The following is a 20,633-nucleotide window of genomic DNA, read 5'->3' on the forward strand; positions in this document are numbered from 1 at the left end:
GCGCCATTGAGTGCTTCTTTTTAGCCTGGCGATGTTTTGCCTAGCTTGAAAAATAGGTGGGAAGGGACCCGCCCTATTAACCAAAGGGAATGTGTAGCTTGGGTTAGCGGGGGTGACGCAAATCGGCGAACAAGCCCGTTAACCCAAACTGTGAAATCATCATTCCTCGTGTGTTTTGACTTTTGGGGTGTGAGCCCGTAGCCCTTTATTTTTTTGCACTTCTATCCAGTAATACTGCCAGCAGGATAACGCTTCCCTTAATAACTTGCTGGTAAAATGATGACACAGATAGTAAGTTCAAGCCATTATTGAGAACCCCTATCAATACAGCACCGATCAGGGTGCCGACAATCCAGCCTCGGCCACCGGATAAGCTGGTGCCGCCTAAAACAACCGCAGCGATAGCATCCAGCTCGTAGCCCATGCCTGCATTCGGTTGGGCAGAATTTAAGCGCGAGGTGAGGATGACACCTGCTAGGGCTGATAAGCCACCAGAAAGGGTGTAAACCCAAAGCTTGACGCGGTTTACTTTTACGCCAGAGATTAGCGAGGCTTCTTCATTGCCGCCCACGGCATACACATGGCGGCCAAATACAGTTTTTTTGAGCACAAACCACAGAGCAATAAAGGCAAGTGTTGTGGTCAGCACAGGCACAGGAATCAGATTGCCGATATAGCCCGCACCCAGCATAGAGAAAAAGTCGCTGTTAAAGCCGGTAATCGGGCGGCCATCTGAGGCGACTAGCGCCAAGCCGCGAAATACCGTCATGGTGCCAAGCGTGGCAATAAAGGGCGCAACCTTGCCACGGCTGATAATGATGCCATTGACCGCGCCAAGCGCAGCTCCGGCCAATACGCCAAATAATGTGGCCAGTACCGGATCAATACCAGCTGCCATCATGCTGGCAATGGCGACTGAAGAAAGTGCCAGCACTGCACCGACGGATAAATCAATCCCTCCCAGCAGAATCACAAAAGTCATACCAAAGGCGATCAGCGCATTGATCGATACCTGGCGCAGCACATTCAGCAGATTATTGACGGTGAGAAAATCACGGCTCATCACTGACAAAACGCCGGAGATCAGCAGCAGTGCGAGCAGGGGGCCTAGTTTTTGTAGTGTGGCTTTTTGGCTTTGGTTCATGATTACTGGCCTCCGGTGGCGGCGTGCATAATTGATTCTTGGGTGGCCGTTTTCGCGTCGAAAATACCGGCGCTTTGTCCTTGGTGCATCACCAGGATGCGATCGCTCATGGCGAGTACTTCTGGCAGCTCGGATGAGATCATTAAAATGGCGACGCCACTGGCGGCCAGCTCATTAATAATGTGGTAAATCTCGGCCTTGCCACCAACATCAACCCCTCGGGTGGGTTCGTCTAAAAACAGCACCTTGGGGGCAATCCCCAGCCATTTAGCAAACACCACCTTTTGCTGATTACCGCCTGATAGCGATTTAACTTCCAGATCAGCATCCCGGGTGCGGACAGACAGCTTGCGTATCATTTCGCTGACGTTTTTATTTTCGGCATTTTGATCAATCACGCCCATTTTGCTTGGGGTGTGAGTCAGGCTGATGTTTTCTTTTACCGATAAACCCAGCACAAGGCCCTGTGATTTTCTGTCTTCCGTGACATAGCCTATGCCGTGGCTGATGGCCTCTATCGCTGAATTGCAATGAATTGGCGTGCCATCAAGCCAGATTTGCCCTGCTGATTTGGGCGAGAGGCCAAACAGGCTATGGGCAATTTCGCTGCGCCCCGCACCCATCAGGCCCGCTACGCCCAGCACTTCGCCCTGGCGAATTTCAAAATGGATACCGCTGATGGTGTGATCGTCGGCGAGATTTTCTACCTTAAAGCGCACAGGGCCAAGGGCGGCATTGCGCTGGGGATAGCGATCGCCAATTTCACGCCCTACCATCATTTTGACGATTTCATCAAAGCGCGTTTCTTTGATCACGCGGGTGCCAACAAACTGGCCATCCCGCAGTACCGAAATACGGTCGCAAACCTGAAAGATTTCTTCCATGCGGTGTGATACATACACAATGCCTACACCGCGCGCTTTTAAATCTTGCATCAGCTTAAATAAAACTTCGATTTCCCGATTGCTGAGCGCCGCTGTTGGCTCATCCATAATGAGGACTTGTGCGTTAAGTGACAGCGCCTTAGCAATCTCCACCATTTGTTGCTGGCCGATGGATAAGCTGCCCGCTTCCCTGTCGGGATCGATATTGCTAATACCCAGTAGTGCAAGATATTCGCGGCACAGCGCGCGCATCTCACCTGATTTAAGCCAGCCACCACGGGTTTTTTCACGCCCTAAAAACAGATTATCCATCACCGATAATTCACGGATCAGGTTTAGCTCCTGGTGAATGATGGCAATACCTAGGGCTTCGGCTTCTTTGGGGCTGTGAATGGCGACTTCGCGGCCATCCACTTGAATACGTCCAGCATCGCTTGGGTAAATGCCGGTCAGTATTTTCATTAGCGTGGATTTACCCGCGCCGTTTTCACCCATCAGCGCATGAATCTCGCCGCGTTCCAGGGCAAAATCCACGCCTTCCAGCACCTTAACCGGGCCAAAAGATTTATTGATGCCTTGCATTTGGATCAGCATACGAAAGCCTTGGTTTTTAATGGGTGTTTAGAAAAATTAACCATAAAACTTACAACCCAAATCTTGAACCACAGAGAACACAGGGTTGCACAGAGGAAAAACATGAGAGAAAACACTGTGCTCATACTAGGGTTTTGACACCTAGCCTCCCCTTTTACAAAGGGGGGGCTCAAGCAAAAACACTCTTTTTTAGCTTTTCTCCGTGAAACTCCGCGTTCTCTGTGCCCTTCTTGTTTCAATATTTGGGTTTAGGGCTGTACTCAGCCTTAAAAAATCACGCCAGCATGCAAGATGATATTGGCGTAGGGCGACGCTTCGCCGGTGCGGATTACAGCTTTGGCCTTGTGGCATAGCTGCTTGAAATCTTCGTGGCTGACAAAATCAATACTAATACCTGACGATTGCATGGCCTCGGCCTGCGCTGCAACTGTTGGATTCTTTGCCAAGCATTCTGTGGCAAATACAGCACGCTCTACCTGCATGTCGGCAAGAATTTCCTGCAGCGTGTCTACAAAGCTGGGCTGGCCCAGTTTGAGTGCCAGATCGATGCGCTCTACATGATCCGGAATCGGCAGGCCGCAATCGGCAATCACAATGCTGTCGGTGTGGCCCAATTGGGCGAGTACGCGAGCGATATCGCTGTTTAATATGCCGTGCTTTTTCATGATTGCGTCTTTAAAAATTGTTCGAGTTCTGCAAGGGTGGGCATACCGCCCTGAGCGCCAGCGCGGGTGACTGATAATGCCCCTGCTGCGCTGGCTCTTTGGGTGGCTTCTGCGATGCCAAGGTGCCAGAAGGTAGCGAGTGCGCCATTAAAGGTATCACCTGCGCCGGTACTATCGACCAGATCTACCTTAAAGCCCGCCTGATGCTGAAGCTGCCCGCCCTGATTAAACCAAGCACCATCACTGCCCTTGGTCATCACCGCTCTGTGCTTAGCCAGGACGGTTTTCCAATCTGCTTCTGATTCACCAAGTGCTTCCAGTAGCTCAAACTCATTTGGGGTGAGCAGGGTGCAAAGCGCCAGTAGCTCGGCAGGTAATGCCTGTGCAGGAGCGGGGTTCAGAAAGAAAGGCTTACTGTGTTTTTGAGCGAGCTTCGCCGCGGCCAGCACCGTATCTAAAGGGATTTCCAGCTGGGAAAGAATGATATCGGCATCGATAAAGGCGGCCTCTGCGGCGCTGATATCGCTTGGGCTAAGCTGCATATTTGCGCCTGGCACCACCACAATGGCGTTGTCACCCTGGCAGAGCGTAATCAGCGCCACACCGGTAGCCGTATCCGGGCTGGTTTTAAGCCAGCGGGTATCAATACCTTCAGCCGCAAGGCCTGCGGTCAGCGTTTGGCCGAATTCGTCATTGCCGACACAGCCGACCATCGCAACCGAAGCGCCAAGGCGCTGCGCGGCCACGGCCTGATTGGCCCCTTTGCCACCAGGATGCGTTGCAAATTGCTCACCAAACAGCGTTTCTCCCATGCGGGGAAACTGCTGGGTATGGACCACTAAATCCATATTTATGCTGCCAACGACGACTACTTTTGTCATGTTGCACCTTTACATTTTCTGATTGCGGCTTGATTTATGAGCAATGCTAAACCGTACGCAGCAAAAAATATAGATCTAAATCAAGAAAATGTAGTGCTTTTCAAAAAACTACGGGATTTTCCCGATGGGGGGATGGCCAAGGCAGCCTGCCGTTGGAATACAAGGCGCCAAGAGGAGGGGATGTGGACCAATAAGCGGGATAAAAAAAGCAAGACGCCTTGCACTCGTGGAAAAGATGCAAAGCCCTCGCCGCTGAACAGGACCATTCTGCTTATCCTTGCTAAGGTGATTATAGAGTTCTCAAAGTTTCACTCAGTGCAGATTAATTCTTTGTGGTTCTGGGTTGAGTATTTACAGCTAGGCATTCTTTACTCTGCGACTTCCACCCGATTACGGCCGCCGGCTTTTGCGCGGTAGAGTGCCAGATCCGCTCTGTGCAGTGTGGCTTCAAAGCGTTCCCCTTTTTGCCGCTCTGCAACGCCAAAGCTGCAGCTCAGAGGAATATCTGCGGGCCAGCTTTGGCTGAACAGCCACAAACGCAGCTTTTCAGCGAGGCGCTCAGCCTGCGCTAGATTGCTGTGCTGGCATAGCAAAACAAATTCTTCTCCCCCCAGACGAATCAGTTGTTCACTTGGGCGAATTTGCTGCTGAATATGTTGAACCAGCAGGCAAAGCACCTGATCACCTGTGCCGTGGCCGTAGTGATCGTTGATTTTTTTAAAGTGATCAATATCAATAAAAATAATGCTGCCTGGCGTATCGGGTGTTTCTTTTGCGAGCAATATACTCAGCCCCTCCCGATTAAACGCGAGGGTCAGCGGATCACGCATGCTGCGCTCTGCAAGTAATTGATTGGTTTCCTGTAAATGCTGTTGGGCGTTTTCCAAATCTTTTTGCCTGGCATGGCTGCGTTGTAAAGCCAGCATCGATCGGCGTAATTCGCTGAGTAGCCAGAAAGCGGCAGTGCCTCCCCACAATAAAAGAAGTAATAGTTGCAAAGTATTATTGTTGATCCATTTGCCACGAAACTCGATATAAGCCAAATCAATCTGGTGATTGGATAGCTCTGGGTAAAGCCCCGTTGCCAGACGGATTTCTCTTATATTGTTAAATTCATTGTCTGTCCATTTGGGAGGTATTTTTTTATCCGCAATCCACCAAGAGGCCACATTAAATTGCTGCCATTTCAGAGTGTACGTGCTCCAGCCCATCACCCCAGGCAGGTAAACCTCGGTAAATTTCTGGCTGCGATAATCGCTTTCAACGCTATATTCGGGGTTGAAATTAACCATCACTAAATTAACTTGTTCCCGCGGGTTTTGATAGCGGTAACGAATGGTAATGTCTGTGTATTTGGATAAATCAATTCCTTGCTTGCCCTTGCTCAAATCGAAATCAATTGAGCAATACGGGGAGCGATGCCCTTTCTGAAGTTGGCAGTCTAAACGCCAGTACTTGGGGTTGATGCTGATTAAACCAATACTTTTTCCGCCTTCATTATCTCTGTCGTCGCTGGCACTGATTTGATTAAAATTGCCGGGATCAAAGCGCAAAAATAAATTCATGCCATAGTGTTGCCACAGCAATAAAGAGACGGTCAGCAGGATGAGCAGGCCAAGTACAAAATGGATAGGTTGAAGAATGCGCCACTGACTGATGATTTTCTGTGCGGGCATGAGCAAACCTATTGGTAACAATCAGTCTGGCAGTATCGGATTGAAATATATAAATGGCTAGTCCAAATTGGTCACTTGTTTTGCATACATTAATATGCAAAACGTCTTTAATTCTATTCTTACCCTTGGCAGCGCTTAAATAATGGTGATTTCAGTGCAGATTACTTTTTTTGCAATGAGCTAGCTCACCATCATTGATGGGCGGGAGGGGGCAAGGGCGAAGCCGCTTTGGGCATTTACCTGCGATGAATCCTGCGCCACTTCAGGATATATTCTTTAGGGGCGGTATACGCAGCATAGATGCATGCTGAGCGTTGGCGCCCTTGCTCTGCTCCTGCAAAAAACATTACGCCTGATTAAGCGCAGACGTTGGACTTTAAAGCCTCTATCCTTTACAAATTAATTTGCCCTTTCAGCCAAAGTGTTCGGCCAGGCTCGTTGATTTTGCTGGTTTGCAAGTAGCCCCCCACCATCGCACCTGCGCGGCTGATGTGCTCCGCATAGCTGCGATCAAATAGATTATCGACACCGATGCTCAGCTGGCTGTTTTTGCTGGGCTTGTAAGCGGCATTGAGCGAGAAAATCGTAAAGCCTGCTGTGCTGCCGGTATCAGTGCCAACGATATTGCCCTTGCCAAGATCGATTCTATTTTGTGCGGCAACGGCACGGATCAGCCCGCCGATATTCCAATTGGCCTCATTCCAGCTGATATTTAAGCGGCTTTCCAGCGGGGGGATTTGGGCCAGGTTGCTGTGATCGCTTTGGTTATTGCCGCGCACAAAGGAGAACGCTAACTCGCTTTTTAGCTTGGGGTTGATCTGATAAGCCAGCCCCATTTCACCGCCCCATGTGCTGGCGTCTACATTGCGGCTGATGTTTTTTGTGCCCATGCTGCCATTGGGCACGCCGGACTGAATCAAAATATAGTCATCAATCTGGTTATAAAACACAGAGGCGCTCAGTGACAGGGGGCCGTTTTGATGGATTGCACCCAGATCAAGCTGGCTGGTTTTTTCTGTGGCGGTATTAAACGCAGAATTGCTTTCTGCACTTTGCTTACTGATCAGCTCCCAGTAATCCGGCGCGCGTTCGCTACGGCCTAAGCCCGCGTAGATCATCGTGTCTGTGCTGATATCTTGCTCAAGGCGCACAAAGCCGCTGCCCAGCACCTCATTGCGTTCTTGCCTCGCGCTTGCGCCGCTCTGGCGTCTGTCGCTTGCCTGCCAGAAATCGGCACGCGCACCGCTGATCAGGCGTGCTTGCTCGCTGATAAAGTAACTGAGCTCAGCAAAGACACCGCTGTTTTTAAAGCGGGCATCGTTGATGCGTGGTTTATCTTGATAATCTTTACCGGTGCGTAAGCTGTGTTCATCCTGCTGGAAATCTAGGCCGGTTTTTAATTGGCTGTTATCGCTGGTATTGAGCGTGGCCACCATGCGTCCGCCCCAAGTCAGGCGATCTGGGTTGCTGGCCATTTCCTTGCCCGGCGTGTAGGGGCGCAGGCTGTAGTTATCCATCACATGATCGATATAAGCGTGTGAAAGCTGTGCTTCTAGTTGCTTTAGCCACGGGGAGATATTTTTTTTGCTGAATTTAAAGCTCAGGCTATTGCGCGCAAACTGGCTGCCATCCATGCCGCGATCGGCGTAAGCGGCTTCGCCATCGCTTTGGGTAGCAGAAAATTGCAAGCGGGTGTCTTCATCAGGTGTCCAGCCTAAGGTCAAGTTGGCGCTGTGCCTTTGGTAATTGGAATGCACTGCGTTGCCATCGCCATCCTTGTAATCATCTTGCTGAGAGTGGGTGGCAATCACGCTGACATCGGCTTTGCCATTGCCAGTGGAAACCTCGCTCATGGCATCAAAGCGGCCAAAGCTACCGATGGTAAGCGCCGCATTGGCCTTGATGCCGCCTTGCGAAAATGCAGTGGCTTTGCGCTCAAACAGTACCGTGCCTGCAGAATTCCCCGGCCCATAGAGTACGGTCTGTGGCCCTTTGAGCAGGCTCACTTTGTCGTAAGAATCAGCAAAAATATAGGCCGTGGGTGGGTCCATACGGCCACCGCAGCCGCCCAGAATCTGCTCGCCATCCAGCAAAATATTGAGCCTAGAGCCTGCCATCCCTCGAAAAACAGGATCGCCATCAATCCCGCCTTTGCGAATCACATTCATGCCTGGAATGGTTTTCAAAAAACTGGCGCCATCCGTAGCAGGCAAAGGCTGCTGCGGGTTTCTTGCATCAAGCTCTACTTTCAGCGCTTCTTGCATGGCAGGTGCGGTGACAATAACAGGGGAGAGCCGGATGGTCTCTGCGCTGACAACAGGGGCTGCAAGGCTAAGCGCGAGGGCAATGGAGGTGGTGTGCATTGATTGTATTTGCCGTTGGTATTTTAAGATTACTAATTGCGGAGAATTAAGCCGTTTTGTTTGTTATGCAGAATGCATTGACGGGTATGGATAAATGAATATTTTATATTCAATGACAGAGTATTAACAGATCAATGGTATTTAATCATTCGGCATTTGTTTTTATGCTGAATGATTTTGATGAATATCAATAAAATATCATTGCATTATTAAAAAAAACGGCACTGATCAGTGCCGTTTTAATAGTTTTAATAATAAAAGAGAGCGCTGTTTATTCCACTATCGCTTGGGAAGACCGCAGCAAGAAATCAATTACAGTGGCTTCATGATCACGCTGAATATATGTGGCTATAATTTTGCCCTGATAGCGTTGCTCAATTTGCGCTAATAGGGGCAGCGGATCATGGTCATTCACAAAGCGCATTGTTTCGCCTTCATTTAATGCATCCATGGCGCCAAAAATTGCGGCATGGCGAAAACGTTTGGCAATGCCACGTGCATCAAATCCATAAATGCCATTTAATTGATTAGGGAGGCTACAGTCGTGCATGGTGATTCCTTTATATTGGCGTAGGTTGGGTTAGCGGGTTTGTTCGCCTATTTGAGGCGGACAAACCTGCGTAACCCAACATTTAGGAGGACAGGGTTACGCGATAAAACTTGCTAACCCAAGCTACAAATTTATTTACAACACGTCTCTCAAGCATCGACCAACTTGCCCGCAGGCACCGGCAAGCTACGATCTCTGCCCAGTAGTTTCAGGGCAAATACGGCGAGATACACCACACCCACCGAGAACACGATATCGCCCGGCACGCGCAGCCAAACTAAGGCTTCCATTACTGGGGAATGAATAATTTCGGCAGAGCGGGCATACCACAGGCCGTGTTCTACGCTGGCAATGGCTTGGTAAATACCGGATGGCAGTAGCGACATAAACACCATCATAAATAGACCAATATTCAGCGACCAGAAAGCCGGTTTCAGTAGCTTGTCATTCCAATTAGCAGCAGGGGCAAGGCCGCGTAAGCAGAACAACATCAGGCCGATACCGAGCATGCCGTACACACCAAATAGCGCGGCGTGGCCGTGAGCTGCGGTCATATTCAGGCCTTGCACGTAATACAAGGAGATCGGCGGGTTAATCGCAAAGCCCAGCAGGCCAGCGCCGACGGTGTTCCAAAACCCAACTGCCACAAAACACATGATTGCCCAGCGATATTTTGCTACCCACGGTGCGGCTTGGTTGTGGCGATAGGTTTGATAGGCTTCTGCACCAATCAGTGCTAAAGGCACGACTTCTAAGGCTGAGAACATCGCGCCCACGGCAATGACGCTGGTGGGCGAGCCGGTAAAGTAAAGGTGATGCAGCGTGCCTAAAATACCGCCAAACAGGAACACAATTGTTTCAAGCACAATGGCGCGGTTGGCCGATGCGGCACGGATCAAGCCTAAGCGGCTGAGCAGCAGGGCAATCACGGCGGTGGCAAATACTTCAAAGAAGCCCTCTACCCACAGATGCACCAACCACCAGCGCCAGTATTCAATCAGCGCGTAATGGGTTTTTTGCCCCCATACCAAGGACGATGCGTAAAACAGGCCGATACATACCGCTGAGATAAACACCATGGCGATCAGGCCTTGGCTTTCGGATGGTTTACGCAGCGCTGGCCATAGGCCACGGCCCAGTAAACACGCCCAAATTAGCAGACCAATAAACAGCAAGATTTGCCAGACACGGCCCATGCTGGTGTATTCCAAACCTTGATTACCCAGCCAAAAACTATAGCTAGTGCCTAGGCGCTGTAAGGTGCCAACCCAGCCACAGGCAATTGAGCCGACCACAATCAACAGCAGGGCATAAAACAACACATCGACGCCCAGCTTTTGAAACTTAGGCTCTTTGCCGCCCAATACCGGCGCTAAAAACAGCCCCGTTGCCAGCCATGCGGTGGCAATCCATAACACGCCCAGCTGGGTATGAATGGTGCGGCTAATGGTAAACGGCAGCACTTCTGCCAGCGGGATACCAAAAAAGCTACCGCCTTCGACTTGATAATGCGCCGAGATAATCCCCATCCCCACTTGCACCAGCAGCAGGCCAATCACCACATAGAAATACTTCATGGTGGCCTTCATGGAAGGGGTGAGCTTTAGCGTGACCAGCGGATCATTTTCTGGGCAAATCACCGGCTCTTCATCGCGGTGCATTTGATGAAACAAGACCATCGCTGCAATACCAGCGATCAGCAGGATAATGCTGGCAATCGACCAAACGCTGGTACCGGTGGTCGGGGTATTCGCCACCAGCGGCTCATGCGGCCAGTTACTGGTGTAGGAAATATGATCAACGCCGGGGCGATTAGTGGTGGCCGACCATGCCGACCAAAAGAAGAAAGCGGGCAGAGCTTTCAGATCATCAGCGTTTTTAATCGAGCCAGAAATCATCGCGTACTGCTCGCGCAATTTATCTTGCGCAGCATCGCTACCAAACAGGCCCATATAGTGCTGGGCAACTTGCTCGATGGCCACGGCTCTATCGGCTTGAATAGTCAGCGTATCGCTGGCTTTATCGTAAGTATTGCTACGCATTACCGAGATTAAACGTGCATCCAGCGGCGCTTGCTCTTCCCGATTTAGCTGGCTGTAGTCTTTTTTAAACTGCTGCTTAGCCCAGATATCACGCAGGGTAATCGCTTCGCGGTGCAGCCAATCGGCCGACCAATCAGGCGCCACATAACTACCATGGCCCCAAACAGAACCCATCTGTTGGCCACCGGCTGACAACCAAGCCTCCTGCCCGCGCTGAATTTGCTCGCCGCTATAGAGTAGCTTGCCGCTGCTACTTAAAACCTGTTGGGGGATCGGCGGCTTCTCTAGGTAAATTTCCCGGCCTATCCAGCCGAGCGCGGCAAAAGACAGGAAGAAGATAATCGCAAGCCAGCGCCATAAATTGCGCGTTTTATGCATGATGTGCTCCGGATGGGTGAGGCGTGTGGGTGTTTATATATGCATAATATATACCTATTTTATAAAGATGCAAATAATATGCATATTTAGATCGGGAAATATTTTGGTGCAGAAGACGCTTAGAGGCTGAGTTCATGCTCAATGGCAGGGCTTGAAATACCATCACTCTTAGGTGCGATCAGGCGTCTGAAGGCGTGGCAGGGGCAACTTGGGGAAGATGGTTTTGTTTATAACCGCTCAGCTGTGAAGTGATTGCTAGCTATATCCTGATCACGGCTGGTGGTCAGGTGTTTAAGCCGCTGTAATCAGCCCCTGCTCAATCCACGTACGCAAAAAACCAGCAGCCCTTAATGGCACATCGTTGATATCTTCGCTCATGAGCGCCTCGCAGACAGAGGAAAAGTTTGCGCCGCTGGCCAGTAAGTTTAAGGCATGAACTTCGGGCGGCTTGGCGCTACGCCAATGGAGGGTTAAATCAGGCTTGCGCCAGACTAAACAGGGCTGAGGAAGGCGTTGAGGCTCTGGCGGCGCATCCTCTGCCATTAGGGCTTGCCACACCTTAGGCGCGTTCCATTGCAAAGATAAAATACTTAAGGAAGGATGCAGCTTAAAGCACAGTTGGCCCCAATCTCCAGTGGGAATCGCCTGCAGATCTTCCAGCGTCAGTAGTGGTGCGTCAGCGGCATCCACGGTATGGCGCAAAGCCCATTCAAAAGCAGCGAGTTCAGCAAAAATGGGAACGCTGGCATAGGGCAACGCTTGCGCTAGGAAGGTGGCCAGCTGATCGCCAAACCAGCGTATTGATGGCTGCGATGAGGGATGAGCGGCCAGATAAGCACGGGCGAGGCTGTAAAAATCATCGTCGCCCAGAATTTGAAACAGGGCTGGGTAATTGCTTTGCAATGCCTCGGCCAAGCGCAAAAAATAGCCATCGGCATAGACGGCGATTTCCCGCTCGCGGCTGATGCTGCCCTGATTGAGCGGCTGCCGTATTTGATCGCTGGCAGTCAGAATACTGGCCTGTAAATCACGCTGCCATGTGTGCAGAGACATGGGCAGCTCCTCGCTGGCGGGCATGATTTAGCTCGGCTAATAACTCGGGCAGCGCTGGGATATTGGCATCGCGTTCTATCATGGTGGGAATCGCCCCCCATTGGCTGATCGCTTGAGTATATAAAGACCAGACTTCGGCACAGATGGGCTGATCGTGGGTATCGATACAATGATCACCATGATCGGTGTGGCCGGCCAAATGCAGATAGGCGATGCGCTGGCGGGGAATTGCTTGCAGATAGCGCTGCGGATCAAAACCATGATTGCGGCTGGAAACATAAATATTGTTGATGTCGAGTAGTAGTTGGCAATCGGCCTCTTGCAGGATTGCGCTGATAAATTCCCACTCTTGCAGATCCGCTTGGGCTTCTAGGTAGGTCGAGGCGTTTTCAATCACCAGACGCCTGCCTAAAAAATCTTGCACTTGCCGGATTCGCCCTGCTACATGTTTGATCGCTTCTTCGGTATAGGGAATCGGCAGTAAATCGTGCAGGTATTGGCCATCTACTCCTGTCCAGCACAGATGATCGGAAATTGCCAATGGCTCGATGCGCTTGGCCAGTGCTTTAATTTGGGCAAGGTAGTTAAAATCGAGAGGGTCAACCGAGCCTAAATTCATCGCTACGCCATGCATCACCATTGGATAATCTTGGCGAATTTTGTCGAGGTAATAAAGGGGTTTGCCACCAGGGACGAGGTAATTATCTGAAATCACCTCTAGCCAATCTACGGGCTGCGCTTGGGCTAAAAAATCTGCATAGTGTTCTGGCCGCAGACCTAGTCCAAAGCCTTTGAGTGTTTGATTCATAGCGGCTCAGCAAGAAAAGGGGGCAGACTAGGCCCCCTTGGTAAAAAGTGGCTTATAAAACTTTTCCGCCCTGATCGCCGCAAGCTTTGGCACTGGCTGCAGGCAGCCAGCCATGACCCTTACACACATTTTGGCCTTTACAAGCGTTATCCGCTGTTTTACACATGGATGTGCCTTTACAACTGTTAATCCCCGCGCATTTTACTTCTTTGCTTGCATCGCCAGATGCAGGCATTTCCTCAGCATGCGCCGCAAAAGTGAAAAGTGTTGCGGCTGCCGCGGCTAAGGTTGCTCCGGTTATACGATTCATGGTCAATCTCCAATTTTTGCAGGATAGTCAACAAGCATGATTACTTGCTGATCCTTAGTCGTAGCAGACTGGCAAAATATGACGAAGATTTTTATATATTTTTTTGCAGGGTGTTGAGGCCGAGCTGCATCATGTGTTTGAAGATGGGGTGTGACTCACTTTTGAGGATGTAGGATCTGTTGTGTTAGCGGCGCATTCTGGCATCTAACTCTTCTACCTTGCTGCGTGCCCAAGGCGTGCGGCGCAGGAACTTTAGGCTGGATTTAATCGAAGGATCTTTTTCAAAACATTGAATTGGAATGCGGCGTGCTAGCTCTGGCCAGCCAAAATGATCAACTAAATCGGTCAGCATTTTCTCCAGCGTAATGCCGTGCTGGGGATTATTTATTTGCTCAGTCATGGTGTGAATATCTATTTGGGTGCTTTAGATTTGTAGGGTGAAAAGCTGGATTTGTTAGTTTTGAAAAAGTTTAAAAAATAGTCTACTGCAAATCCCCCCTGTCCCCCTTTTGCAAAGGGGGGAACTTAAACCAAACGGCTTAAGTGAACGGCATTACTCCTAGTCCCCTTTTACCTAGGGGAAACTCAAGGTCTTTGCGTTACTTAGCGGGTTTGCCGTCAGTCTTTTATTTGTAGCAAGGGAATACTGAAAATGGCGTTGAGCTCGACAGGATTATTGATTAAATCTTGCAGGGTATAGCGATCAAGTACGCAGTAAAACGCTTCCATGGCTTCAAAGAGCACCCCTTTTAAGCGGCAAACCGCGCCGATGCTACAGCTGGAGTGCTCACGATCAAAGCATTCCACAACCGGGCTATCTGCCTCGCTGAGGCGGACCAAAGCGCCAAGGCTGATCTGATCCGCAGGGCGGGCTAAACGCATGCCGCCGCCTTTGCCCCGGGTGGTTTCTAAAAAACCATTGCGGGCCAAAAAGCTCATGACTTTCATTAGGTGATTGTCAGAAACGCCATAGGCCGAGGCAATCTCCCCTCGCGTTACAATGCCATCGTTCTGTACGCCAACGTAAATTAAAGTGCGCAAACAGTAATCAGTAAAAACATTCAGGCGCATCGCTGTTGTCCGGACTTTAAAATAAGCATTTATAATACATCTTCAGGCTGGATAAGGGTATGGCATTTAATGCCAGTGGGCTGGGGATGGGTGATATAGGCCGATTGGCGGTGGGCGGCCCCGTGCAGGGCAAACGGTCTGCCCTCCGGCCCTTAACTACGCTGATGCAAACTTGCCGGAATCCATACCGAATCTACCGCTTCGCCCTGCATAAGCTTTAATACTCTGACAAGGCTTTCGCTGGCGAGTTGCTGGCTGTCTTGCACCACGGATTGAATGCCCCAAGGCAGGCAGTTGAGCAGGTTATGATCATCAAAGGTCATTAAACGCTTGGGCATGCCGTTTTGTTTTTCGTTGATATAAGCCAGCGCGCCTTCCAGCAGGGTCAGCGAGCCGGTAAACAGGCTGTCGGGATAATGCCCAAGGCGCTCATAGCATTCAGCCATCATGCTGTAGCCCGATGGACGCAGGTAATCTCTTTGCCATACCCAGTATGGCTGCTCTGGCACGCCGCTTAATTCTAGGCCTTTGCGATAGCCTGCCAGCCGGTCCTGGCTTGGGGATAAATCGGCTTGCCCGCCAAAATAAACCACTTCTTTGCTGCCACCTGCGATGGTTTGCATGACCAGCGAGGTAACGGCATCAATGGCGTCGGTGACAACAAAGGGAATCGGGCAGTTTTTAATATGGCGGTCAACAAACACCAGCGGCAGGCGCAAAGACCATTTTAAATATTGTGTTGCATCGCTGCTGCAGGGCACCACAATCAGGCCGTCTACCTGGCGGGTGAGCAGATGCTCAATGCCTGCTGTTTCCATGCTGGCCTGCTCATTACTGCTCATCACCAGCAGCTGATAGCCTGCCTCACGGCATAGGGGCTCTAAAGCTTGCGCAAGGCTGGCGTGGGCAAAGTTACTGAGCTCCGGCACAAGTAAACCTAAAGTACCGCTTTTGCGGGAGCGCAGCGTTTTGGCCGATTGCGAGGGCTGAAAATGATGCTCGCGTGCAATCGCCAGTACGCGTTCCTTGGTGGCTTCCGCGATACGGTATTCTGCCGAGCGTCCGTTAAGGACAAGGCTGGCCGTGGTTTTGGAAACATTGGCCAGGCGGGCAATGTCATCCATCGTTAGGCGTATAAATTGGCTCACAATGACTCTTAATGCACATTCAAGTTGCAAGGTTACCTAAAAAACAGCAGCTTGGATTGCGTAATTGTATTTTAAGGAAAAATAAAAGGGCGGGCCCCTGCCTGCCAGACTGCAAATTTTTGCATGATGTTTTGATAATCACGGCTGTTACAGAAAAAATTTAACCACAGCTTTAACTTAGGATAGGGCGCAGAGTCAAACCATTTTGGATCAACGCCGGCAAACTGGCGAATAAAAGGAAATATCGCGACATCTGCCAAGCTGATTTTATTCGATAGTAAAAAAGGAGTCTGAGCCAATCGGGTTTCTAAATCACGTAAAAATAACTCACCCTGATGACAATAGTATTCTTTGGGCTGATCAGGATAGCGGTCAGCGTATTTATATTGATCAAGATGAGTTTTAAATACCCGATCATTATGATCGATTAGCTGGGCAATTTGGGTGCTTAGCGCCGTGCTTTGCTGGCAAAGCCATTGCTGCGGATCGTTTTGAAATAATGCCCATTGCATAATATCCAAGCTTTGCTCTATGACATTTTCATTATTTAAAATCAATACCGGCACGGTGCCTTTGGGTGAGGCGAGCAGTAATTCTGCAGGCTTATCTCTCAGTACAATTTCACGTAATTCAACTTGAATACCAGAATACTGAATCGCCATTCTGGCACGCATGGCGTAAGGGCAACGTCGGAAGGAATAAAGAATCGGCAGCATGGGAGCAAAGGGCAAACAGAATGCTCGCCATGATACGCGAATTGACAGGCTGTAAGAGCAGAGGGGCAGGGGGATTTTATGCCAGAAAGCTGCGAGCGAGCATTGTGGCTACGGCCAGAAGTAAAACGGCACTGGTTTTATGCAGCAAAGATTGTCTGGAAGGCTGATCAAGTAGTGGCTTAATCCGCTGGCCAAAATAACAATAGCTGCAACCACTGGCAAATTGAAGAACAAGAAATGTGATTCCTAAAATAGAAATATCTGTCATTTGGTGATCTTTTTGTGCTGAAAACTGAGGAAAAACAGCTGTAAACATCAGGATTGTTTTGGGATTAGACATCCCAGTAAGCATCCCTTTGCAGAATAAATCTTTAAAGTTTTTAAGATCTATATGGGTGTTTATTTGTATTTCTTTACTGGTCCATTGTTTGTAAGCAAGATAAATAATATAGCTGATACCTGTGAGTTGAATAGTATGAGTGAGAAGTGGGTAGTCCTTAATTATTTCTGAAAGGCCTATAGCAAAAATAATGATTGAAATTAAATAAGCAAGGCTTGCACCTATTTGTGCAGGTAGCGCACTTTTCAAGCCACTTTTCAGACCAAGGCTAAGTAAGAAAATGGTCATTGGTCCCGGGCTGAATGTCATCGTAAAACAAAAAATAACAAAATATATGAAGTTTTCAGGGCTTAGTCCTGTAGTCATTTCGCTGAATCCTTGGTGGTTTTGTTTTTTAATATACAAACGTGAATTTATATTCGACTGAATCGATATCCCTAATTGTTTTTGCCAGAGATTCAATGTGGATGTCCAATTCTGGCCTGCCTAGGGATGACTAAATTGAATAGATCAGCGCTGTTAGCATGTAAATTTATATGCTTTAAATAAATTGCTTTTGTTTCTTATTTAAAGTATGCAGGGCTTGATTTAGCCAGTGTAGTTTGAAGATCAGGAGGGATACAGCTTAAGTAATGATCTAACCGACCTTGCTTTACCGGTAAAATAAGCGGCAAACAAAGAGAGTTCCATGACATTTCCTGCTGTTCATTTTCAAAAAGGGACTTCTAAAGTCCGGCAAATTATTGAGGTTGTATCTGCGTCAATAGAGAGCGGCGTGTTGCCTGCGGGTAGCAAGTTACCCTCAGTCAGAGAGTTAACTTTGCTTCTGGGGGTGGGTAAATTTACGGTCATTGATGCGCTGGATCGCTTACGTGCGCGAAATTTACTGATATCTAGGCAGGGCAGGGGATACTTTGTGGTGGCGCAAAGTCCACAGGCGATTTATCCGCCGCAGGCTGATTTATTGCCCCAGGATTTGATTAGCGTGCTGCGCCGCTCTTTATTGGTGGATAACGGTGAGCTGCGCCCCGGCTGCGGTCATTTACCTGAATCCTGGCTGGATACGGATGCGTTTCGCCAAGCGATGCGCGCCACTGTTCGCTCCCCATTGCTGCGTGTCTCTGCTTACGGCAGCCCTGCCGGCTATTTGCCTTTGCGTGAAGCATTGCAAAAAAAACTCTCTGAACAAGGGATGCCGGTGCATTTGGAGCAGATTGTGACCACCTCAAATACGGTGCAGGGCATAGATATGCTGCTGCGCGTATTGCTCCGCCAGGGGGATACGGTGCTGCTTGATGACCCCTGCTATTTTAATTTTCATGCTAATTTAGCTTTGCATGGCGCTCAGGTCGTGACGGTGGAGCGTAGAGCAGAGGGGCCTGATTTTGATCGTTTTCAAGCGGTGCTGGCCAAGCACAGGCCCAGCGTTTATTTAAGCTGTGGATTGCTGCACAACCCAACAGGGCATTCATTTACGCCTGCCCAGGCTTTTCGGCTTTTACAATTATGCAAAGAGTATGGCTGCCATATTGTTGAAGATGATTTGTATGGAGACCTGCACAGCAATCCTCCCCCTAGGCTGGCCGCATTGGCCGGAGCTGAGCATGTGAGTTATTTGTCGGGATTTTCTAAGATTTTAAGTGCCAATACGCGAGTGAGTTATGTGATTGCTGCACCGCAATTAGCTGCAAAATTAAGCCACCTTAAATTAATGAGCGGTGGTGGCACTTCAGAGTTATTAGAGCAATTGCTGTGCCGTATGCTTAATGAAGGAAGCTATGGCAAGCATCGTAAAAGGATTGCTGATCGTTTGCTTGAGTCTGGCGGGCGGGTCTTTGCGTGGTTGAAGCGGGCGGGATGCACCATGCCCTTTCCATTTACAGGAGGGATGTTTATTTGGGCGAAGCTACCTGCAGGCGTGGATAGTGAAATGCTGGCGAGGGAGGGAATGAAGCAAGGCTTATTGCTCGCTCCCGGTGCACTGTTTAGTCGTCAGCCGCAGACAGAGCAATATATGCGTTTTAATGTTGCATTTAGTGATGACGATGCTGTTGAGCAAGCGTTTAGTGCTTTGTTAAAGCCTTGTTTATTGAGTGTATAGGGAGCAGATTTAGGACGCATATATAGGATGTGATGGAGCTAAGCAAAAAAAGAATTTTGCAGGCAGAGGTGTATACAGGGTATGAAGACAATCCACCCTAAGCCATTATCTTTTCAGCGCTTTGCCATTGGGCCAGTTGGCAAATTTCCAGTCTTGATAGGTGTTTTGATTGGCGAAGCTGGCAAAGTCGCTGGGGAAGCGTTGTTGCTTGAGTGGCTTACCCTTGGCTTGGCTATAAACACCCATAAAGCCGCCTCCGGGGGCGGAGATATAGGCCCAGTCGTCCCCTGTCATCGGGTCTTTATAGGCTTTGCGGATAAAGCGCCTTGGTGTGGGGCTGCGCGGATCGAGTACGAGCTCTTCCAGTGTTTTGGGGTATTGCGTGCCTTGCATCATATTTTGCTCGCTGTACAGCCGGATGCCGCGGCGGATTTCAGCGCCTACACGCAGTAGCTCTTCTTCTTTGGCCCGCTGGGCGCGGTTTTGCCAAGCTTCGCCCACTTGGGCGAGGTAAATACCCATGATGAGCACGGCCATTAAGGCCCATGCGTAAGCAAAACCGGACTGCTGTTTACCAGCTGCTGTAGGCCGAGCCGTCATTGCCGTTTCCTTCTGCGCCGCTTTTTACATCGTATACGCCGCTGGCGTTTTCAGATTTGATGATTTGCCAGCCATCGTTTTTGCCGGTGATGGGATCCATCGGCATTTCTCGTAGGTATTTGCTACTGACCAGCTCGTCGATTGTGGCGGGGTAATGGCCGGTGTCGGCATAAAATTTGTCGATGGCATCGCGCATGGCGACGAGGTTGTGTTTGAGCACGGTTTCATTGGCGCGCTCGGTTTGGTGAAAATAGCGGGGCACGACTAAGGTGAGCAGGCTGGCCATAATGGCGAGCACGACCAGTAGCTCGATCAGGGTAAAGCCTTTGTGGCTTGTGTGGCCTTTATTGGCAGACGACGCATGCGCCATGGTGATCCTATTTATGATTTGGTTTTACTTATTACGCGAGAACTAAAGTCAAAAATGATCAAAAGATCATTTTAGTGCCTTCGGCACGTTGATTTTGGAGCGGTAGCCACCACGGGGGCCTCCCTTTCTTGAACGGCCAAGCAAGGAAGCAAAACAGCAAACTCAAAAACACGAAGGCTCCTGCGCTGCGGACAATTGAGGCGGTGGCAGGCGGGATTGGCTGGATCCTCCTTCCCTGGCCGATACCCCGCCCCGCTTGTTCCTCGCTCCGGCGTGTTTCAAGGGGACTTTAAAAAGCCCCATGCCACAAGCAGCGATAAACTACAGATAGCTGGGTTTGAAAGTATTTAAAACCTATTAAAACACCTTAATTCCCCCCTTGTTTTTCTCCGTGAAACTCCGTGTCCTCCGTGGTTCAGGACTTGGGTTTCCACCGCTCACTATCTACCACTTCTTATAAGCCGTACCATTCAGCCCAACTCCGCTGCTGAGTGAATACACATCAAATACATCGCGGCCTTCCTGGGGGGAATCGGGGGGGCTGGTGTAGCTGCGCAGGCCCCATGTTTTTTCATCCGAGCTGCTTGGGCAATCGCAAAAAGGATCTCTGGGCAGGCGGCGCAGAAAGTAGATCATTTTACCATTGGGGTCTTTGGCGTCTTTTACACCTTCTGTTAAAACGCTCAGATTGGGCGGGTAGCCGCTTTCATCCAGATTTTTTTTAACTTGCCCCTCGTCTGCCGCTTGCTTATAGGCATCGATACCACTTCGAATTTGCCAGAGCGCGCGGCGCAGCTCTTCTTCACGCTGGCGGGTAGAGGCAATTTGCGAAAGCGGCATGGCCACCGTGGCCAGTACGGCCAGGATGGTGAGGGTCACCATCAGCTCGATCAGGGTAAAACCCAGAGCGGGCCGGTCAGCTGGCAAACGGGGCCACAT

General features: G+C 49.8%; 20 protein-coding genes. 1 reads left to right on the plus strand and 19 read right to left on the minus strand.

Annotated elements, in window-relative coordinates:
• Positions 1-205 precede the first annotated feature (205 nt).
• From DYD62_RS03260 to DYD62_RS03340, 16 genes are all read right to left on the minus strand, one after another.
• The gene (locus tag DYD62_RS03260) at positions 206-1,144 is read right to left on the minus strand and encodes an ABC transporter permease subunit (RefSeq protein WP_115226051.1); all 939 of its coding nucleotides are present in this window, start codon (positions 1,142-1,144) and stop codon (positions 206-208) included.
• 2 nt (positions 1,145-1,146) lie between these two features.
• Positions 1,147-2,622, minus strand: a complete 1,476-nt coding sequence (locus DYD62_RS03265) for a sugar ABC transporter ATP-binding protein (RefSeq protein WP_115226052.1) — start codon at positions 2,620-2,622, stop codon at positions 1,147-1,149.
• A gap of 266 nt (positions 2,623-2,888) precedes the next feature.
• Positions 2,889-3,287, minus strand: a complete 399-nt coding sequence (gene rbsD, locus DYD62_RS03270) for a D-ribose pyranase (protein ID WP_115226053.1) — start codon at positions 3,285-3,287, stop codon at positions 2,889-2,891.
• The gene (rbsK, locus tag DYD62_RS03275; protein WP_115226054.1) at positions 3,284-4,168 is read right to left on the minus strand and encodes a ribokinase; all 885 of its coding nucleotides are present in this window, start codon (positions 4,166-4,168) and stop codon (positions 3,284-3,286) included. Before rbsK ends, rbsD begins: the two co-directional genes overlap by 4 nt.
• Positions 4,169-4,536: 368 nt before the next feature.
• Entirely contained in the window at positions 4,537-5,844 is a 1,308-nt protein-coding gene (locus tag DYD62_RS03285; protein ID WP_115226056.1) for a GGDEF domain-containing protein, read from the minus strand.
• Between the two features lie 392 nt (positions 5,845-6,236).
• Positions 6,237-8,207, minus strand: a complete 1,971-nt coding sequence (locus DYD62_RS03290) for a TonB-dependent copper receptor (RefSeq protein ID WP_115226057.1) — start codon at positions 8,205-8,207, stop codon at positions 6,237-6,239.
• 271 nt (positions 8,208-8,478) lie between these two features.
• Positions 8,479-8,757, minus strand: coding sequence for a DUF2249 domain-containing protein (locus DYD62_RS03295; protein WP_115226058.1), 279 nt, complete (start codon positions 8,755-8,757; stop codon positions 8,479-8,481).
• Positions 8,758-8,906: 149 nt separating this feature from the next.
• Positions 8,907-11,177, minus strand: coding sequence for a nitric-oxide reductase large subunit (locus tag DYD62_RS03300; protein ID WP_115226059.1), 2,271 nt, complete (start codon positions 11,175-11,177; stop codon positions 8,907-8,909).
• A 291-nt stretch (positions 11,178-11,468) separates the two neighbouring features.
• Positions 11,469-12,230, minus strand: a complete 762-nt coding sequence (locus tag DYD62_RS03305) for an HvfC/BufC N-terminal domain-containing protein (protein WP_165928592.1) — start codon at positions 12,228-12,230, stop codon at positions 11,469-11,471.
• Positions 12,205-13,038: an MNIO family bufferin maturase gene (bufB, locus tag DYD62_RS03310; protein ID WP_115226061.1), complete on the minus strand. Its 834-nt coding sequence runs from the start codon at positions 13,036-13,038 to the stop codon at positions 12,205-12,207. The genes DYD62_RS03305 and bufB overlap by 26 nt, the downstream gene beginning before the upstream one ends.
• Positions 13,039-13,090: 52 nt before the next feature.
• Complete coding sequence (bufA2, locus tag DYD62_RS03315) at positions 13,091-13,348, minus strand: BufA2 family periplasmic bufferin-type metallophore (protein ID WP_099399485.1); 258 nt, start codon at positions 13,346-13,348, stop codon at positions 13,091-13,093.
• Between the two features lie 184 nt (positions 13,349-13,532).
• Positions 13,533-13,748 carry a VF530 family protein gene (locus DYD62_RS03320; protein ID WP_115226062.1) on the minus strand — a complete coding sequence of 72 codons (216 nt, stop codon included), beginning with the start codon at positions 13,746-13,748 and terminating at the stop codon, positions 13,533-13,535.
• 218 nt (positions 13,749-13,966) lie between these two features.
• On the minus strand, positions 13,967-14,419 hold the full coding sequence (locus tag DYD62_RS03325) for an RrF2 family transcriptional regulator (RefSeq protein ID WP_115226063.1): 453 nt from the start codon (positions 14,417-14,419) through the stop codon (positions 13,967-13,969).
• Between the two features lie 152 nt (positions 14,420-14,571).
• Positions 14,572-15,567: a LacI family DNA-binding transcriptional regulator gene (locus tag DYD62_RS03330; RefSeq protein ID WP_115226064.1), complete on the minus strand. Its 996-nt coding sequence runs from the start codon at positions 15,565-15,567 to the stop codon at positions 14,572-14,574.
• 71 nt (positions 15,568-15,638) lie between these two features.
• On the minus strand, positions 15,639-16,298 hold the full coding sequence (locus DYD62_RS03335; protein ID WP_233702865.1) for a glutathione S-transferase: 660 nt from the start codon (positions 16,296-16,298) through the stop codon (positions 15,639-15,641).
• 61 nt (positions 16,299-16,359) lie between these two features.
• Positions 16,360-16,989, minus strand: a complete 630-nt coding sequence (locus tag DYD62_RS03340) for a LysE family translocator (protein ID WP_115226066.1) — start codon at positions 16,987-16,989, stop codon at positions 16,360-16,362.
• Positions 16,990-17,311: 322 nt separating this feature from the next.
• Between DYD62_RS03340 and DYD62_RS03345 the strand changes: the two genes are divergently transcribed.
• A complete protein-coding gene (locus DYD62_RS03345; protein ID WP_115226067.1) occupies positions 17,312-18,724 on the plus strand; it encodes an aminotransferase-like domain-containing protein in 1,413 nt (470 codons plus the stop codon).
• Positions 18,725-18,829: 105 nt separating this feature from the next.
• Here the strand turns inward: DYD62_RS03345 and DYD62_RS03350 are convergent, their stop codons facing one another.
• The 3 genes from DYD62_RS03350 to DYD62_RS03360 all read right to left on the minus strand — a co-directional run bounded on the left by DYD62_RS03350 (position 18,830) and on the right by DYD62_RS03360 (position 20,633).
• A complete protein-coding gene (locus DYD62_RS03350) occupies positions 18,830-19,324 on the minus strand; it encodes a type II secretion system protein (protein ID WP_115226068.1) in 495 nt (164 codons plus the stop codon).
• Positions 19,296-19,694 carry a type II secretion system protein gene (locus DYD62_RS03355; protein WP_115226069.1) on the minus strand — a complete coding sequence of 133 codons (399 nt, stop codon included), beginning with the start codon at positions 19,692-19,694 and terminating at the stop codon, positions 19,296-19,298. Before DYD62_RS03355 ends, DYD62_RS03350 begins: the two co-directional genes overlap by 29 nt.
• 444 nt (positions 19,695-20,138) lie before the next feature.
• Complete coding sequence (locus tag DYD62_RS03360; protein WP_115226070.1) at positions 20,139-20,633, minus strand: type II secretion system protein; 495 nt, start codon at positions 20,631-20,633, stop codon at positions 20,139-20,141.

Origin of the sequence: Iodobacter fluviatilis, assembly GCF_900451195.1 — a bacterium.
Lineage (GTDB): Bacteria > Pseudomonadota > Gammaproteobacteria > Burkholderiales > Chitinibacteraceae > Iodobacter > Iodobacter fluviatilis.

What these genes read in the sequence shown, in the direction of transcription:
- DYD62_RS03260 (WP_115226051.1), bottom strand. Translation starts at nt 1,144, where the DNA reads ATGAACCAAAGCCAAAAAGCCACACTACAAAAACTAGGCCCCCTGCTC.
- DYD62_RS03265 (WP_115226052.1), bottom strand. Translation starts at nt 2,622, where the DNA reads ATGCTGATCCAAATGCAAGGCATCAATAAATCTTTTGGCCCGGTTAAG.
- rbsD (WP_115226053.1), bottom strand. Translation starts at nt 3,287, where the DNA reads ATGAAAAAGCACGGCATATTAAACAGCGATATCGCTCGCGTACTCGCC.
- rbsK (WP_115226054.1), bottom strand. Translation starts at nt 4,168, where the DNA reads ATGACAAAAGTAGTCGTCGTTGGCAGCATAAATATGGATTTAGTGGTC.
- DYD62_RS03285 (WP_115226056.1), bottom strand. Translation starts at nt 5,844, where the DNA reads ATGCCCGCACAGAAAATCATCAGTCAGTGGCGCATTCTTCAACCTATC.
- DYD62_RS03290 (WP_115226057.1), bottom strand. Translation starts at nt 8,207, where the DNA reads ATGCACACCACCTCCATTGCCCTCGCGCTTAGCCTTGCAGCCCCTGTT.
- DYD62_RS03295 (WP_115226058.1), bottom strand. Translation starts at nt 8,757, where the DNA reads ATGCACGACTGTAGCCTCCCTAATCAATTAAATGGCATTTATGGATTT.
- DYD62_RS03300 (WP_115226059.1), bottom strand. Translation starts at nt 11,177, where the DNA reads ATGCATAAAACGCGCAATTTATGGCGCTGGCTTGCGATTATCTTCTTC.
- DYD62_RS03305 (WP_165928592.1), bottom strand. Translation starts at nt 12,230, where the DNA reads ATGTCTCTGCACACATGGCAGCGTGATTTACAGGCCAGTATTCTGACT.
- bufB (WP_115226061.1), bottom strand. Translation starts at nt 13,038, where the DNA reads ATGAATCAAACACTCAAAGGCTTTGGACTAGGTCTGCGGCCAGAACAC.
- bufA2 (WP_099399485.1), bottom strand. Translation starts at nt 13,348, where the DNA reads ATGAATCGTATAACCGGAGCAACCTTAGCCGCGGCAGCCGCAACACTT.
- DYD62_RS03320 (WP_115226062.1), bottom strand. Translation starts at nt 13,748, where the DNA reads ATGACTGAGCAAATAAATAATCCCCAGCACGGCATTACGCTGGAGAAA.
- DYD62_RS03325 (WP_115226063.1), bottom strand. Translation starts at nt 14,419, where the DNA reads ATGCGCCTGAATGTTTTTACTGATTACTGTTTGCGCACTTTAATTTAC.
- DYD62_RS03340 (WP_115226066.1), bottom strand. Translation starts at nt 16,989, where the DNA reads ATGACTACAGGACTAAGCCCTGAAAACTTCATATATTTTGTTATTTTT.
- DYD62_RS03345 (WP_115226067.1), top strand. Translation starts at nt 17,312, where the DNA reads ATGACATTTCCTGCTGTTCATTTTCAAAAAGGGACTTCTAAAGTCCGG.
- DYD62_RS03350 (WP_115226068.1), bottom strand. Translation starts at nt 19,324, where the DNA reads ATGACGGCTCGGCCTACAGCAGCTGGTAAACAGCAGTCCGGTTTTGCT.
- DYD62_RS03355 (WP_115226069.1), bottom strand. Translation starts at nt 19,694, where the DNA reads ATGGCGCATGCGTCGTCTGCCAATAAAGGCCACACAAGCCACAAAGGC.
- DYD62_RS03360 (WP_115226070.1), bottom strand. Translation starts at nt 20,633, where the DNA reads ATGTGGCCCCGTTTGCCAGCTGACCGGCCCGCTCTGGGTTTTACCCTG.